Source organism: Psychromonas sp. L1A2 (genome assembly GCF_009828855.1).
GTDB lineage: Bacteria > Pseudomonadota > Gammaproteobacteria > Enterobacterales > Psychromonadaceae > Psychromonas.
Genome location: NZ_WUAG01000001.1, coordinates 2,422,636 through 2,439,300, shown reverse-complemented (window position 1 = coordinate 2,439,300; position 16,665 = coordinate 2,422,636). Strand labels below are relative to the sequence as shown.

At 36.5% G+C, this 16,665-nt stretch carries 14 protein-coding genes; 12 read left to right on the top strand and 2 right to left on the bottom strand.

The window, feature by feature from the left end:
- Positions 1-266: 266 nt before the first annotated feature.
- The 8 genes from GQR59_RS10300 to GQR59_RS10265 all read left to right on the top strand — a co-directional run bounded on the left by GQR59_RS10300 (position 267) and on the right by GQR59_RS10265 (position 11,035).
- Positions 267-914, top strand: coding sequence for an isochorismatase family protein (locus tag GQR59_RS10300; RefSeq protein WP_160062219.1), 648 nt, complete (start codon positions 267-269; stop codon positions 912-914).
- The gene (gene pncB, locus GQR59_RS10295) at positions 911-2,131 is read left to right on the top strand and encodes a nicotinate phosphoribosyltransferase (RefSeq protein ID WP_160062217.1); all 1,221 of its coding nucleotides are present in this window, start codon (positions 911-913) and stop codon (positions 2,129-2,131) included. The genes GQR59_RS10300 and pncB overlap by 4 nt, the downstream gene beginning before the upstream one ends.
- 803 nt (positions 2,132-2,934) lie before the next feature.
- The gene (locus GQR59_RS10290) at positions 2,935-4,218 is read left to right on the top strand and encodes an MFS transporter (protein WP_160062215.1); all 1,284 of its coding nucleotides are present in this window, start codon (positions 2,935-2,937) and stop codon (positions 4,216-4,218) included.
- Positions 4,219-4,344: 126 nt separating this feature from the next.
- On the top strand, positions 4,345-6,540 hold the full coding sequence (locus GQR59_RS10285; protein WP_160062213.1) for a TonB-dependent receptor: 2,196 nt from the start codon (positions 4,345-4,347) through the stop codon (positions 6,538-6,540).
- 2 nt (positions 6,541-6,542) lie between these two features.
- Positions 6,543-7,454: an ABC transporter ATP-binding protein gene (locus GQR59_RS10280; protein WP_160062211.1), complete on the top strand. Its 912-nt coding sequence runs from the start codon at positions 6,543-6,545 to the stop codon at positions 7,452-7,454.
- Positions 7,454-8,497, top strand: a complete 1,044-nt coding sequence (locus tag GQR59_RS10275) for an ABC transporter substrate-binding protein (protein ID WP_160062209.1) — start codon at positions 7,454-7,456, stop codon at positions 8,495-8,497. Before GQR59_RS10280 ends, GQR59_RS10275 begins: the two co-directional genes overlap by 1 nt.
- Positions 8,487-10,418, top strand: a complete 1,932-nt coding sequence (locus tag GQR59_RS10270; RefSeq protein WP_160062207.1) for an iron ABC transporter permease — start codon at positions 8,487-8,489, stop codon at positions 10,416-10,418. The genes GQR59_RS10275 and GQR59_RS10270 overlap by 11 nt, the downstream gene beginning before the upstream one ends.
- Positions 10,419-10,420: 2 nt before the next feature.
- Positions 10,421-11,035, top strand: coding sequence for a nitroreductase family protein (locus tag GQR59_RS10265; protein WP_160062205.1), 615 nt, complete (start codon positions 10,421-10,423; stop codon positions 11,033-11,035).
- Between the two features lie 159 nt (positions 11,036-11,194).
- On the opposite strand, the gene GQR59_RS10260 is transcribed toward GQR59_RS10265, so the two are convergent.
- On the bottom strand, positions 11,195-13,006 hold the full coding sequence (locus tag GQR59_RS10260; RefSeq protein WP_160062203.1) for a DUF3413 domain-containing protein: 1,812 nt from the start codon (positions 13,004-13,006) through the stop codon (positions 11,195-11,197).
- Positions 13,007-13,011: 5 nt separating this feature from the next.
- Positions 13,012-13,236, bottom strand: a complete 225-nt coding sequence (locus GQR59_RS10255; protein ID WP_160062201.1) for a DUF1414 domain-containing protein — start codon at positions 13,234-13,236, stop codon at positions 13,012-13,014.
- A gap of 190 nt (positions 13,237-13,426) precedes the next feature.
- Here GQR59_RS10255 and yejK point away from each other — a divergent pair, with 190 nt between their 5' ends.
- The 4 genes from yejK to GQR59_RS10235 all read left to right on the top strand — a co-directional run bounded on the left by yejK (position 13,427) and on the right by GQR59_RS10235 (position 16,633).
- Positions 13,427-14,503: a nucleoid-associated protein YejK gene (yejK, locus tag GQR59_RS10250; protein ID WP_160062199.1), complete on the top strand. Its 1,077-nt coding sequence runs from the start codon at positions 13,427-13,429 to the stop codon at positions 14,501-14,503.
- A 107-nt stretch (positions 14,504-14,610) separates the two neighbouring features.
- Positions 14,611-15,477 carry a 6-carboxytetrahydropterin synthase gene (locus GQR59_RS10245; RefSeq protein WP_160062197.1) on the top strand — a complete coding sequence of 289 codons (867 nt, stop codon included), beginning with the start codon at positions 14,611-14,613 and terminating at the stop codon, positions 15,475-15,477.
- A 119-nt stretch (positions 15,478-15,596) separates the two neighbouring features.
- On the top strand, positions 15,597-15,944 hold the full coding sequence (locus GQR59_RS10240; RefSeq protein ID WP_160062195.1) for an HIT domain-containing protein: 348 nt from the start codon (positions 15,597-15,599) through the stop codon (positions 15,942-15,944).
- 89 nt (positions 15,945-16,033) lie between these two features.
- Positions 16,034-16,633 (top strand): penicillin-binding protein activator LpoB, encoded by a 600-nt coding sequence (locus GQR59_RS10235; RefSeq protein WP_160062193.1) that lies wholly within the window; start codon positions 16,034-16,036, stop codon positions 16,631-16,633.
- The last annotated feature ends 32 nt before the right edge of the window (positions 16,634-16,665 follow it).

The following is a 16,665-nucleotide window of genomic DNA, read 5'->3' as shown; positions in this document are numbered from 1 at the left end:
TTCATAACATAACTATCTGGCTTGCTTTATCAACTATCATCAGAGCTATTATGGGTCTAATTATCAGTATTAATCACAATATATAAACAAAGTTTATTAGTAATTAAACAAACAGGGGCGTTATTCTAGTGTATCTTTCATCTATTAACGTTAATGATCAGAAAGCTATAGGCACTTTATCAAAAAGAGTCACTCATATTATTAGCGGAATAATGAATAAATTGATGGAACTTGATTGTAATATTGAACAAAAGTAGGAGAAAAATATGATCAAACTTGATAAATCTTTAACGGCCAGTTTTGATGTTGATCCTCAATGTGGTTTTACACCATTGTGTCCTAATGAATTGCCTATTGCTGAAGGAGATTTGATCGCCGATGAGTTAAATGCTCAAGCAGAGTTTGCTCAATGTCGAGTCGTGAGTAAAGATTGCCATCCAGCTGAAGCGCCTTGGATTGCAAATTCTCCCGATGAAATAATGTCACCCGTTGAAGGTGATTATCCTAATTTAGACATAAAGTGGCCAGCACATTGCGTTGTTGGTACGAAAGGCAATACGTTAATTCCTGGTTTACCTCAAGAAAGCAGTTATGACTATGTAGTAGAAAAAGGAATTGATCCTTTAATGCACCCATACGGTGCTTGTTTCCATGATTTAAGTGAAAGCAAGGGCACTGGAGTTATTGAGTGGTTAATTAAGCAAAAAATACACAACGTCATAGTGGGGGGATTAGCCACCGATTATTGTGTTAAAACAACCGTTTTACAACTATGTAAAGCGGGTTTTAAAGTCGTTGTTAATCTCGCTGCTTGCAGAGGTGTGGATAACGAAACAATTAAACTTGCATGTAAAGAGATGCAAGATGCTGGTGTGGTATTGATCACCAACAGTCAGGAATTGGAGTGTAAATGAGTAATACAAAAGTGGATCGTTGGTTAATTGATAGCCTGATGGATATAGATTTTTATAAAATAAGCATGCTTCAAGCTTTTTACCATGCCGCTGAATTTAGATTAGTGAATGTGCAATGGAAGTTCGCTTGTCGTAATAAAGAAGGTTTAGATTTAACAACGTTAATCCCGGATATTGAGCATCAACTTGAGCACCTTTGTACGCTTTCCTTTACCGATGAAGAATTAGATTATCTCGCTAAAATGTCTTTCATTAAGCCTGACTTCATTGAGTTTTTACGCATATTTAAGCTGAACATGAAATTTATCCATATACATTCAGATGGAGAAAACATTAACTTACGCTTTGATGGGCCTTTGTTACATGTCAGTTTATTTGAAATTTATGCACTTTCTATTATTAGTGAATTACATACTTATATTAACTGTGGTGGATTCGATTTATTTGTTGCACGTGAAAAATTAGCCGCAAAAATAGCGTTGTTCAAAACAGAAGAAGATTTAACAGGACTCAATTTTATTGATTTTGGTACGCGACGCCGCGCGAGTAAACAATGGCAAGAGGAAGTCTTAAAAACCCTTAAAACAGAATTGCCAGAATCCTTTTTAGGAACGAGTTGTGTTCATTTTGCAAGAATGCTCGATTTACCTGCAATGGGAACAATGGCTCACGAATGGTTCCAAAGTTGGCAAGCCGTTACTCGATTAGCTGAAGCACAAAAAGCCGCGTTAGAAGGGTGGGTAAGAGAATATAGAGGTCGCTTAGGGATTGCATTAACTGATTGTTATTCGATGGATTCATTTATTCGTGATTTTGATGACCCTTATTTTGGCAAGCTTTACGATGGTTTACGTCATGATAGCGGTTGTCCGTTTGTTTGGGGTGAGAAAGCGATTAATTTATATCATCGTATGGATATTGATCCGCTTGAAAAAACGCTGGTATTCAGTGATTCGTTAGATTTCCCTCGCATGATCGAAATATGGAAACGCTTTAAAGGGCGTATTAAAGTGTCGTTTGGTATTGGTACTAATTTAATGAACGATGTTGGTAATGTGCCATTGAGTATCGTTATTAAAATGGTGTCTGTTAACGGCAAACCTGTTGCCAAAATTTCCGATGAACCAGGGAAAAGTATGTGTGAAGATCTTGGATATCTACAATATTTAGCAAGCCAATATGGGATTGACCCGACGACGGTTAAAGTGGCTAAATAGTAAAAGGCGGTCATGAATAACTTAACTTACGCCGTTCAATATATACTAATATTTAGCGTTTAATTTCTTATCGTTAAATATTAGTGTTAATACTTATTTTTCTTCTTCTTTTCATTTTTATATATCCTTGATATCTCATTTATTTATTACTGCTTATTCTATTTCTATTGCTTTTAATTCGATTAATCTCCTCCGTCAAAAATATAAACTTAAATGCATGGATTCTGTTTGCCATTTTTATTCATAATTTTTATATATAATTTCTATATGTAACTTCTATTTATAACCTCCTCTATATCTAATGTTAAAATTTTGCTTAGGCTTATCTCTATATTTATTAGAAACTCTCTTCTATGTTGATGCTTAGGCCTCTCTGTTTAAGGCTAATACCAATCACACTAATTAAATCATCTATTTTACTTGTTAAAATAACCTATTTCTTCGTTGTAAATTTCGTAAAGGGAACAACTATTTATCTCAATTTTTGCCTTGAACTAACTCATTTTTACTGCGCAAAATTTAGATCGGTTATTTAATGTAATCGGTATAACCGCAACGTGCATTGTTTATATCGTAGTTCATTAACAATAGTTAATTTCTCTATAAATCGCTTTATTTAATTTTATTTTAAATATCATGTTTTTATCTTAAAAATATCTCGTTATTTATCAATAAGAACTCAATTAGAAAAAGTTCAATAAAATTTAATAAATCTTAATGACAATTGTTTTCATTTGGAATATCATCATCGCAAATGATACTAATTACCATTCGTGATATTTGATAATAATTTAGGGAATAAAATGCAAGGGATGGCCGTTTTATCTTGTTGGGTACTTGGAGCATTGCAAGGAGCAATTCTCATACTCGTACCCACAATGATGCTACAAGGTGGAATCTCGGCATTTGCCTTAGCTTTACCTCTGTCTTTAGGGACGTTTGTTTTTATGTGTTGCTCTGGCTGGTGGGGACATTTATTAGATAAGCGTGCGTCAGCTAATCAATCAATTTTGGTTATTGTTCGTTGGGTATTATTAGGTTTCTTAGCATCACAATTAAGCTTTATTGCGTTCCTACAATTTTCTGAGTTCCAAGGAGTAAACTTAGTCATCGCTTTATGTTTAGCGCGAGTGCTGCATGGTCTATTTTGTAGTGCCATTATTCCAAGTGCGCAATTAACCTTATCTCATAACGATAAAAAAGGTGAGAAGCTAGTTTGGTCAAGCATTGCGACCAATATAGGTCGATTAACTGCTCCTTTATTAACCTTTGTTCCTATTGATATTAATTATTTTAGTTTATGGTTTATTGCTTCTGTCACTTTGGTTGCCGCTTTGATTGCTTGGTTTAGTCATAATGCTGATGCTGATGTTAGTACTAATGCTAAAGAAGATCAGAACCCATCTTATCCATTAACAACACAAGAAGTAAGCTTAGATGGGCTAACTCAACATACCTCTCCTACATCTATAGGACCTGTAAAAACAGAAGTATTTTCTTTGGTTGCTAATCCGTTACTTATCTCCGTTTGTATTGCAGCGATTTTAATTACGTTGTTTTCATCACAACTGCAATTTAGTTTAGGTCCTTTGTTATTGGTGCAATTTGGCAGTGCTGAGTTAGCCAGTAATATGACCGCCAGCCTTTTGTTTGCAGCCAGTGCTAGCGCACTAATGTCATTATTTATTTTATATCGTCCTCTTAGTCGTTCGCCGATTTTATTCATATTCGTCATTTCTGCCAGCTTTATTGCTGGGAGTCTTTTATTTGTGATGCAGAAGCAATTGATTGTTGCTGTTGTGTTGATTAGTGCTGCGTTATCAATGGCACCTGCCTGGTATACCGCATTAGCAATACACGCTAGCAAATATAATAAAGCCCGCACATCTGCTGCGGTATCTCAAGGTCATACTTTGGGAAATGCATTTGGAGGTCTAGCTGGCGGATTACTTTTAATACTAGGCCAACAAGCGTTATTACTGAGTTTTATCTTATTAATGGTATTGATCTTGTGTGCTGGTGGAATGGTTTATCACCGAAGTCATAGGGTAAATACGACTAATAAAGTAAGCATTGCAAAACCTTAACGTAGATTAAGAGTAAGGATCCATTTGTTGGTATCTGATTGAGTGGTATCAAATTTAATGGCAATAAACTCAACTTTGTTCATAAATATTAAACAAACTTTTATTTTTAATTAAACGGAATTTTTCATGAAACTTACTAAATCAAATCAAATTAAATTTATATTAAACCCTATCCTCATCGGCATTCTGGGAATGTCTGTACAAGCACAAGCTAAAACAGACGTAGATGATAATGGGTATGCGATGGTGGTTACTGCTAATCGAAGTGCACAAAGTATTAGTGATATTGCTGCAACGGTATTAGTCGTCGAGGGCGAGCAAATAGCTGAACAAGTAAAATCTGGTGTGGATTTTAAGGCTGCGTTAGCGAACTTGATCCCTAGTTTAGATGTTGGCAGCCAATCTCGTTCTAATGCAGGGCAAAATATGCGAGGCAGAACTGCATTAGTGATGATTGACGGTATTTCATTAAATTCCTCACGTAGTATCAGCCGTCAATTCGATGCTATTAATCCATTTAATATAGCGCGAATTGAGGTTATATCAGGTGCTTCAGCAATGTATGGGGGGGGTAGTACCGGTGGTATTATCAATATTATTACTAAAAAAGGCAGTGATGAAGAGCTCGGCATTCATGGCGAAACTTGGGTAGGTGCAAAGTCTGGCTTTAATAAAAGAGAGGATATACAGTACCAAGTTGCACAATCGATTTCTAAAACAACAGAGAAAATGGATGCACGTTTAGCGATTTCTTATGATCAAGCTGAAGGTCGGTATGATGCTGATGGCGACATGATCTTACATGATTTCGCTCAAACACCTTCTCAATTTGTTTCTCAATTAGATATTTTAGGTAATGTTGGTTTTGAAATTTCAGATACTAAACGCCTTGAGCTAATGGCGCAGTTTTACGATAGTGGCCAAGATAGTGATTACGGTATTGATTATGGTCCAAGTTATAGCTACTTATTCGATCCAAGCAGAGAGTTGGAAATGGTTGAAGGTTACGACTTGGATGATCAAGCTCGAACTAAAAGAATAATGCTTGCCGCAAATTATAGTGATAGTGATTTTTATAATCAGACGTTAAATGTGCAACTATATTACCGTGAAGAATCATTGCGTTTTAACCCTGCTCCTAACGGTGCTTTTACAAATGTAAGTGCGTCGGAACAAGAAACTTCGGTGATTGGGACTAAAGTCGTACTGACTGCTCAACCAATAGATCAACTTAAATTAGTGTATGGCGCAGATTTAGAGTTTGAACAATTTGAGGCAACACAAAGTTATTACAATATTGGTACTGCCGCTGCTTCTAATGGATTAGTTTACGATCCAATCGGCGATGCTGGTCGCTACCCTGATATCGATACCACATCCGTTGCTGCATTTTTACAAGCTGAATATGAGCTTAATGAGTCATGGAACTTACATGCCGGTATTCGTTATCAATACACGAATATTAAAGTATCTGATTTTGTTGATTCAGAGCAACAGTATGCTGGACTAATAGGTGATACAACTAATTACGATGCCATCGAAGGTGGTAGTAATGATTATAGTAATACACTACTTAATGCCGGTATTTTATATAAAATAAACGAAGAACAGCAAGTTTGGTTAAACTTATCTCAAGGTTTCGAAATTCCTGATAGTGCTAAGTATTATGGTCAAGGTACTTATAATGCAGATGGTAGTGTTGCAAACAGTGTAAATGTTTCTGATAGTCCATTGGAAGGAGTTAAAACTAATGCTGTTGAGTTAGGTTGGCGTTTAAATCAAGAATCGCTTTCTACACAGTTAGCTGCGTACTATTCAATTTCAGATAAAGAAATTGAGCTTCAAGATGACTTTTCAATTGACGTTATTGATAATGATGTACGTATTTATGGTTTAGAAGGACAGCTTGATTATGCCTTAACAAATGCATTAAGTGTCGGTGGTAACTTTCAGTACATAGTAAGTGAAAGTAAGACCGATGGTAAATGGCAAGACTTATCTGTTACAACTGCCAGCCCATCAAAGGCGACTGCTTATATAAATTGGGCTACAAATGTAACCAATACTCGTCTACAAACAACTCAGTTGTTTGATTATGAAGACGCAAATGACGAAGAAATTGATGGTTATAATACTGTTGATTTATTAACTAGTGTACGTTTACCAGTAGGTAGTATGCAATTAGGTGTAACAAACTTGTTCAATGAAGATTATGAAACACTTTGGTCACAACGTGCAGATGTATTTTATGGATTAACAAACTTAACTGAATTTAGAGGTCAAGGCCGTACTTACTCAGTTAACTATAATGTGAAATTCTAACATTGACTGAATTACTCACTGTGAATAAATTAACTTGTCGCTTAGGCGGCAAGTTAATTCTAGATAATATATCCTGTGAATTCCAAGAAGGAAAAGTGACGGCGTTAATCGGCCCGAATGGCTCTGGCAAAAGTACGTTACTAAAACTTATTGCTGGCTTGGAAAAAATTAACACTGGGGATATTCAATTATCTGGAAAAGGAATAACGCAGTATTCCCGTGCTGACTTAGCACTTAAGCTTGCGATGTTACCACAACGACATAGCACGCCAGTTGGTTTGACGGTTGCTGATTTGGTTGAGTTTGGTCGTCATCCACACCGACGTTGGTTTGCACCATTAACTAAACAAGATAAAGAAAAAATGCATTGGGCAATGCAAGAAGCGGGTGTGCTTGAATTTGCAGATTTGGCCATTGAAACACTATCCGGTGGTGAAGCTCAGCGTTGTTGGTTAGCAATGGTATTAGCACAAGATACTGATATTGTTTTACTCGATGAACCGACTTCTTGGTTAGATATTGGACATCAAGTTGAATTGTTGCATATCGTTAAACGCCTTAATGAACAATATGGTAAAACCATCATTTGGGTGTTACATGACCTTAACCATGCGCAAGAATTTAGTCATCATGCAATTATGTTAGAAAAAGGTAAAGTGGTTGCAGCAGGGGATATCGATTTAGTATTAACGGCAGAACGAGTCTCTCAAGTTTATAATACGTCGGTCGCGCGTGTTGAAGTGGAAGGGCAAACTTTACTGTGGCCAAGAACTAACGCGGTTAAATTGAATGATACTAAGTTCATTGCTAATGCCGAATCTTCTACCAATATCGATTCCACTACTAATACCAAATCAAGTGTAAAGAGTGAGTCAAATGCAAAGACTGAATCAAATGCAAAGAGGGTTGACTGATGTTACGTTGGTTTATACCTATTGCAATAGCTGGTTTTTTTGTACTACCTCATAGCGCTTTTAGTGAAGAAGTGAAGCAGACGTTTGATCAATCAGTTAGTGAACAATCAGATGAAATAACAAACACTAAAACAACAACTAAAGTTAAAAATTTTGAAGCCATTGACGTTTCAAGTGGTGCTGTTTTGCCTTTATCACTCCCCACTACATTGATTAATACGCCTCGAACAGTGGCCTTAAATTGGTCTGCTGCTGAAATGTTATTGTCTTTAGGCATTAAGCCTGTTGGATTGACGTCAATTAATGGTTATCGAAAATGGCAATCTAATCATCCTGCTCTTCCTAAAGGTGTTGCTGAAGTCGGTAATCGTGCTTTCCCTAGTCTACCTGCTGTTATAGAACAAAAGCCCGATCTTATTATTGGTTATCCATTCCGCCATGCCCGTTTATTAGATGAGTTAAATGCCATCGCTCCGACGTTATTACTTCAACAATTTTCACGTTTTGAGCAAACTGATTATCGCTATATGGATCAAATGCGAATCAACTATTTACAGCTTGCAGAGCGTGTTGGCAAAACGGCATTAGCGAAACAACAGTTGTTGGAAATGGATGCAGAGTTAGCTCGTTTACGTTTGATATTAGGCAGTGAAAGTTTGCAAGGTAAGAAAATAGCTTATGGAAAATTTGTTGGAATGGGTTATGGCTTACGTGTTTTTTCTAAACAAAGTTTAGCGGCATCTATTGCGACACAACTAGGGCTTGATTATCAATGGGATATTACGTTGCCAGGTAAGGATTTTACACATTTACAACTAGAGCAAATTAAAATGTTACAAGATACGGCACTTATTCTGGTGCAAGAAACAGCTGGTAAAGGTGAAAGAATGATGACATCACCATTATGGGCACAACATCAGTTCGTTAAAAATGATGATATTTATACGGTGTCTCCATTGTGGAGTTTTGGTGGCCCTGTTTCAGTTGTAAGAATGGCACGAGCATTTACTAACACCTTGTTGGAGAAAAATCATGCTCGCTAAATACGTTGAATTAATGAAAGGACGAAACACTGTTTGGTCACTTATCTCATTGCTTGTTATCGTTGTCGCTGTATTTAGTTGGCAACATTATCAGCAAACAGTATTGATTAACGAGTATGAAATCACTTACTTTTATCAATTGTTATTACCTACTTTATTAATGGCACTATTATGCGGTGCTTTACTGGCTCAATCAGGGGCAGTGGTTCAAACCGCTTTAGGTAATTCATTTGCTTCACCTTCAACTATCGGTATTAGTGCTGGTGCGTTATTAGGTGCGATGGTTATTAATCTTTTTATTGAGGATCCTAGTATTTGGGAAGTGTGGATCGCTGCTTTTTCTTTTGCTTTAGTTATTTCAATGTTGATTTTGTTACTGTCGCAGGTTATCGGTGGCGGTAAATTACAGCTTATCTTAATCGGTATGGCGATGAGTCTTGCCGTGGGAGCTTTATCATCTGCCATTATGATTTATGCAGAACAACGTATGGATGGTTTATTTCTGTGGGGCAGTGGCAATATTGGTCAAAGTGATGGTCAATTAGTCAGCCTAATTTTTATCCCTTCTTTATTATTACTGGCATTACCTTTGTTATGCCATCGCCAACTAGATATGTTGAGTTTAGGTGATGATACAGCCAATGTTGTTGGCTTATCTGTTAGACGTTGGCGTGCCGTGTTGTTATTGATTGCGGTGTTACAAGCATCATTAGTGACAGCGATGGTGGGTGTATTGGGTTTTGTTGGTTTAATGGCGCCTCATATTGCCCGTATGCTAGGGTTTAATAAATCACGCCAACAGGTTATCTGTGCCAGTATTTTTGGTGCTTTATTAGTGATTGTTGCTGAGCTCTTTTCACGTTCATTACCTGTTTCTGGTTTTCGCTTACCGACGGGGGTATTAACGGTATTAATCGGAATGCCATTTTTTTTGTATCTACTGACGCGCAAAAAAGGTGCGATGGGCATGGCGATGCAAGAAAGTGGATTTGGATTAGCGGCATTAATCAAGTTGCCTAAATTCTTTGCCATTGCGATTCCTGCTTTTTTGTTGGTATTAACAGCGATGTATTTTTGGCCTAGCGATATTGGTTTTGAATTTACAGCATGGCGTATGGGCGTTGCTGTGATGGCGGGTATTGGTTTAGGAATGGCAGGTTGTACTTTACAAGCGCTGTTTAGAAACCCAATGGCAAGTCCAGATATCTCTGGTGCAACGTCGGCCTCAGTGTTATGTATTATCTTAGCTTTACAGGTTTGGCCTGAGGCTTCTCGTGTTGATCTCTTTCTGTGGGCGTTAGTTGGCGCAGCTATTGTGGTGTGTATTTTATTTATTGCAATGCGTTATCAATTACGTGTTTCTCAACTCGCACTATTAGGAATTGCCATCTCTGCTTGGTGCGGCACCATTGCATCAATGGTACTAACGTTTGGTTCTGGCGCGGCTTCAGTGACAGTGCTTTGGCTAACCGGGACAACTTACGGCGCCGATGCACAGATAGGTTGGTTACTCTTGGCGGTGACATTACCTTGTTGTTTAGCCTTAGTGGCATTGGCTCGCCAATTAGATTTGTTCACTTTAGGTGAAGATTGGGGGTTACACCTTGGTCAACCGTTAATGAAACTGCGTTTATTAATCATTTTATTAGTGGTCTTGTTAACGGCAGCAGCAGTTGCTGCGGTAGGTGCGATTGCGTTTGTTGGATTACTTTCTCCACATATTTTACGCTTGATGGGGCAAACTCGTCATTGGGTATTATTGCTTGGCAGTGGTTTAGTCGGCGCTTGGTTATTATTACTGGCTGATGGACTGGGTAGGACCTTAATTGCACCTTTTGAGATTGCCAGTGGTATTTTAGTGTCGATTATTGGTGGTTTGTACTTTATTTGTTTAATTTTGTTAGGTTATAAAAGGAATTAAGAGTGTCAGCATTAGATCTTATTTATCAACGTAGTTCATGTCATGTACATGAGATGCAGCATCCTGCACCCGATAGTGAAAAACTAAAACGTATCTTTCAAGCGGTAATGAGCGCGCCTGATCATGGCAATATCAAACCATGGCATTTAGTGGTCGTTGATACAGAGTATGTTCCAAGTATGTGCGAGTCAATGTGTCATGCTTGGCTGGATAATGCTGGCCATATTGAACCTGCGCGCATTCGTCGGTTAACCAACTACTTAAAAGATGCACCAATGGTGGTACTGGTTTCAGCTGATATCATCGAACCTCATGCAGTGTCTAGAAGAGACCAAGTGTTAGCGGCAGCAGCAGGATGTCAAAATATCTTGCTAGCGGCAGAACAAGAAGATGTCGCAGCTATTTGGTATAGCACCGATGCTGCAGAGCTAACGCAAGTTCATGAGTTATTTGGCCTGACTAAACAGCAAGAACCTGTTGCTTTTATTATGCTAGGAACTAAGAAAGAGCATCGTATTAAAAAGCGTTCTGATGTTGCTCCACACTGTTATAAATGGCTTGGTGATAATCAATTAACGCCGTTATTTGAATCAATAAATGAAAATGTTCGTAAATAAGTGAGGCTCACTTGTTGGTGCTATTATTATCAGAATAAGAGCAGAATGCGCTAGAAAATTTAGATAAAAGTCACATTAGTTTAAAGTTTAAATACAAAAAAGCCGATAAAAATTATTATTCTTATCGGCTTTTTTACTGCTTATTTTTAACCCACTAAATTAGTTTTGATTAAAGCGGCGTAAAGTAGAGAGCACATCAATTAATAAAGTGATGTTAAATTTATCATTGTGTTCATTTGCTTCAATATGTTCACCTTGCCAGTCAATACTATTAATATCTCCATTACCCGAAAACTGTGTGATTTTACGGTCTTCGTAGATAATATAATTATTAATGTCACCTGATAAAACATATTCTCTATCATTGTCTTTTAATAAATAATGGCCACTACTGTATTGATTACTTTGATTTTCAATACCAAATATATCCTGCATAAGTGTTGGGATAATATCTACATGGCTGGTCATTCTATAGATAGTTCGAGGGGCTTTATTAGGCCAAATTAACACCATTGGCACATTCGCACCGCTGATTAAAGCATCATTTGTATTCTGCTCTTTAAACGATTGACCATGTGTTCCAGTAATGACAATAACGGTATTTTCATATTGTTTTTGTTGCTTTAATTTGTCAATTAAACGGGCTACTTGATTATCAATAGTACTAACTTGTGATTGGTACAAAGCTAAGCGTTCTGTTTGTTGTGGGATCGACTTTTTACTTGGTTGGTTAAATAAGTGTTCGTTTTGTTGTTCTAAATATACATAACCAAACCAAGGAGTGGTTTTGCTTTGAGAGGTTATCCATTCACCCCATTGTTGAATCACTTGATTGTTGTTTTGTGCTTTTGAATAATAGACATTGTTTTTGTCTTTTAAGTGACTAAAGCTACTTTGTAAAAATTTAGGATGCACAAAACCTATGCTTGAAAAAAGACCAATAGGACGATTTTCTTCGTTAATTTTAGTCATGAAAACAGGTGGTATATGGTTCTCAGTGACCCCGTACCAATAACTATTAGGCAACCCATAAAACAGACTGAATACACCTTGTTCGTTATTATTTGCACCACTGAAATGATTTTTAAAATTAATACCTTGATCAGCTAGTGCTTGGAGGTTTGGCATGTTTTGAGGGTTCAGCATGTCCGCTCTTAAAGACTCGATATTAATAATTAATATATTCTTATCAGCGCTTGCGGTTGGATTCTTTGAGTAAACCAACTTCTCAAGCGGATAGTTGAGTTCTTGTTGGTTTGTACCAGCAGCCCCAAGTTCTCTTTTTTGTATAATATCTTCATTTAACCAACCTTGTTTTTTAAGGAAAGTACGAGCAGTCATAGGATAAGAGAGAGGATATAAGGATCTCTGATGAGTAATTGGTCGATATTGAGTTGCATCAGCCCAAATAAACACAAGGTGACTCAATACAAAACTAGCAAACAAGAATAAAGCAATCGGTTTGCCTATCTGCTTTGCTTGTATGTTGCGTACTTTTTTCCACAGTATTAGTGAGAAAAAAACTTCTAACGCGAAGGTAATAGGGATCGAAATATAATGTAGGTTAATTGAATAAATTTCTTCTACCTGTTCTGGTTTTTGTAAAAATTGCCAGATCAGAGGATTTAGATGAAATTCATAAAGTCGGAATATTTGTGTGTCAACAATTAAGAAAGTGATCGCCGTGGTGGCGATCAAAATGGAAATTAAACGATACAATAAATTATTCGAGATAATAAATGCTAAAGGAAATATTAGGATGCCGAATACAACGGCGGAAAGAAAACTAAAATGCCCTAATAAACTGACGAATTGATAGGTAATGCCTAACCCCGTGTCAGCTAATCCTGAATATGCAATATATCGTAAGCTAATTAAAGAAATAGCAACGATATTGAAAAACGTAAACCAATGCGCCCATGCCACTTTTTTGGCTACGTTATCGTGAAATTTATGACCCGTTTCAACCATCTGCTTTATTTATCTTTTAAATTGATAGAAGCACTTAATGCTTTTACAAATTTGTCGCTAATGGCTTTACGTTGAGAGGTTGGTACCTGACTATTGATAACATGTGTAATGCTGTTACCAAGTATCATTAAGCTCAAATCTACTGACACATCATTTTCATGTAATACTTCCATTACTTGGTCAAGGATAGATTCGATTTTCTGGCTAGAGTACTTTGATTGAATTGGCATAATAAACTTCTAATGTAAGGAATAATAATTGCGTTATGATACCGCACTCATATTATTATACCAATCACTTAACAACGCGAATTTTAAAAGTTGATCAGATAATTAACCTAATATTTCCTGTTTCAAGATCCTTTGCTGTGTGTATAATTTGTCAATTAAGTTTTTTCGCTTCCAACAAGGTCATTTTTCTATGAACGTTTCCGCTACTAACATTATTTTACACTCTTTGAATTACAACAGTGAAGGCGTCTTAAAATGTAAAATGCGCGAAGGTGAATTACCTATTTCACCTTCTATTGAACAACTTGTGATGGATTTACACCGAAGTTACCAAAGTAAATCGAATAAAGCGTTTGCCTATTTTGCTAATGAAGGTGAAAAATCCCAACTATTCCAACGTGCGTTAACTGAAGAGTTAAATGGTGAGTTAGATTTCGTTGGTTTTTCTCAACAAGCAGCAGGGCGTCTTGTTGATGAATTAAAAGAGCATGACTTTGCAGAAGAAGGTGTATTGCTGATTAGTAAATATACTTGGACAACTAGCGACTATTTATTAATTGCATTATTACAAAATAATCAATCGATCAGTGTAAATGAAGATTTAGAGCTGCAAGTCAGTCAGCACATTGAAACAAGTAAGATCCAATTAGTGGCACGTATCGATTTAACGTTGTTAAAGCGTGATCCTGAAGCCAATCGTTATATCTCATTTATTAAAGGACGTGTAGGTCGTAAAGTTTCAGATTTTTTCCTTGATTTCATGGGCGCTAAAGAAGGTTTTGATGCAAAAGTACAAAATGAAGGTTTATTAAAAGCCGTAGAAGAGTTTTGTGAAAAACAAGAGTTGCCAACAGAACAAAAACAAGCAGTACGAGAAGTGACCTCTAATTACTGTAAAGAGCAATTAAAAGAGGGTGAAGATATTGATTTGTCGGCACTATCAGAAGAGTTTCAAAGTACTTCAGATTTAGAAGGCAGTTTTTATGATTTTGTGAGTGAAGATTATCAACTAGAAGAAAATTTTCCAGCTGATAGAACATTGATGCGTAAATTAACTAAATATGTTGGCACAGGAGGAGGCATGAATATCAGCTTTGACCAAAAACATTTAGGTTCTTCTATTAAATATGATGAAGCATCCGATACGCTGACCATTCAAGGTATACCGCCTAATTTACGTGAACAACTTAAACGTGATGCCTTAATTGAATCTGGTGAACACGTTATTACAGAAACAATATCGGATGATGGCAAAGCGCCATTTTAATTAACCGATTTAATTCATTGTTGTCGTTGAGCTACTTAATTAGCCTAATAAGAAAGGTTAAGTAAGAAAGATTAAGTCGCTTAATTACAATAGATAAGAGATTAAAAATGAAATTATTTGTACGTGACTTAACGGTTATTGATTCAACTTACTTAGATGCAAAACGTGGTTTTGTAGGAGATAGTTATCAAGTTGATGTGGTATTAGATGGCCAGTTAAATGAGCAATCTATGATTTTAGATTTTGCACTGGTTAAAAAACAAATTAAAGCGATTATAGATTCAGAAGTCGATCATAAACTGTTAGTACCACAAGCCGCTCCTAACTGTACTGTGACATTTGAAGAAGATCGAACACAAGTGGATTATGTACTTAATGACAATAGTGTTATTCAATTAAAAAGTCCTCATGAAGCTTATTGTTTATTAGACAGTGAAGATATTACGACAAGTCTGTTAGCCAGTTACCTAGAAAAAGTGATATTAAAAAAGCTACCAGACAATGTGACGGGGTTAAGTATTGCATTACGACCTGAACAGATTACCACGCCGTATTATCACTATACACATGGACTAAAAAAGCATAATGGCAATTGCCAACGTATCGCACATGGTCACCGTTCTAAAATTGATATTTTTATAAATGGTGAATACAGCGAGTTATGGGTTGAAAAATGGGCTAAACGTTGGTCTGACATTTACTTAGCAAGCACAAGTGATGTGATAGATCGTAGTGAACTATCCTTTATTACTGCTAAATCAAATGTACCAATGCATTGTTCTGCTTATCATGCTCCGCAAGGTTACTTTGAACTATTAATGCCAGCAAGTCGTTGTGAAGTACTTGATAATGATACAACAGTAGAGGAATTAGCTCGCTTTATCTGTGAAACCATTAAACAGGAAGAGGGTGATAACAGCGTAACAGTGTATGCATACGAAGGTATTGGTAAAGGTGCGATTGTAGAACTTTAATGATTTAGGTTTTCATCACTTAAATATGGAATCGTGCTTGTGTTGTAGTGATTTGCTATGATGCTTTTATAAGACATTGCTTTACTTGTTAAAATTGAAATTAATACTGAGGTTTTAAAATGCCAGAAGAAACGATTTTTAGAAAAATAATTGATAAAGAGATCCCATCGGATATCCTTTATCAAGATCAATACGTTACTGCTTTTCGTGATATTTCACCACAAGCTCCAGTGCATATTTTAATTATTCCCAATAAACTGATTGCAACAGCAAATGATATTGAAGTTGAAGATGAGTTTTTAATTGGCAAAATGTATACCGTTGCTAAGCAACTGGCTAAGCAAGAAGGCATTGCAGAGTCTGGTTATCGTTTAATTATGAATTGTAATAGCGATGGGGGACAAGAGGTCTATCATATCCACTTGCATTTGTTAGGTGGGAAAACCCTAGGTAAATTAATTGCCTAAGCTAATGGGGTAAGTTTAATAATTTCAGAACTTTAGAGTAAGGTTAATGCCTTACTTTTGTTATTTTTCTTTTATAAGTGGAGTTTACGATGAAAATACAGTCTAGTTTTTGGCTTGCAGTCGCAGCGACTTTAATGCTGTCAGCTTGTTCTACATCAGTTGAACGCTTAGATGCGCAAGAGCAAATTGATTTGAGTGGAGCTTGGAACGATACCGATTCACAGCTTGTGGCTCGTGAAATGATTGAAGATTCTTTATCTCGTACTTGGATCTCAAAGTTTGTACAAAGCGAAGGTAAAGATCCTGTTGTGATAGTGGGACGCGTTAAAAACTTAAGCCATGAACATATTAATACTAATACGTTTGTTGCCAATATGGAGCGCGAGTTAATAAATTCAGGTGAAGTTCAATTTGTTGCAAGTTCTGCTAATCGTCAAGAAATTCGAGATGAACGTGCAGACCAAGATTTAAATGCAACAGAAGCAACGCGCAAAGAAGCAGGCCAAGAATACGGTGCAGATTATATTATGCAAGGTCAAATCAATACGATTGTTGATGTCGATGGCACAACACAAGTTCGTTATTACCAAGTTAACTTAGAGTTAATTAGTCTTAAAGATAATCGTAAAGTTTGGGTTGGTGAGAAGAAAATTAAAAAGCTGATTAAAAACAGTAAACTTCGTCTATAAGCATATAACTGATATGTAGTGTGTTTAAGCAC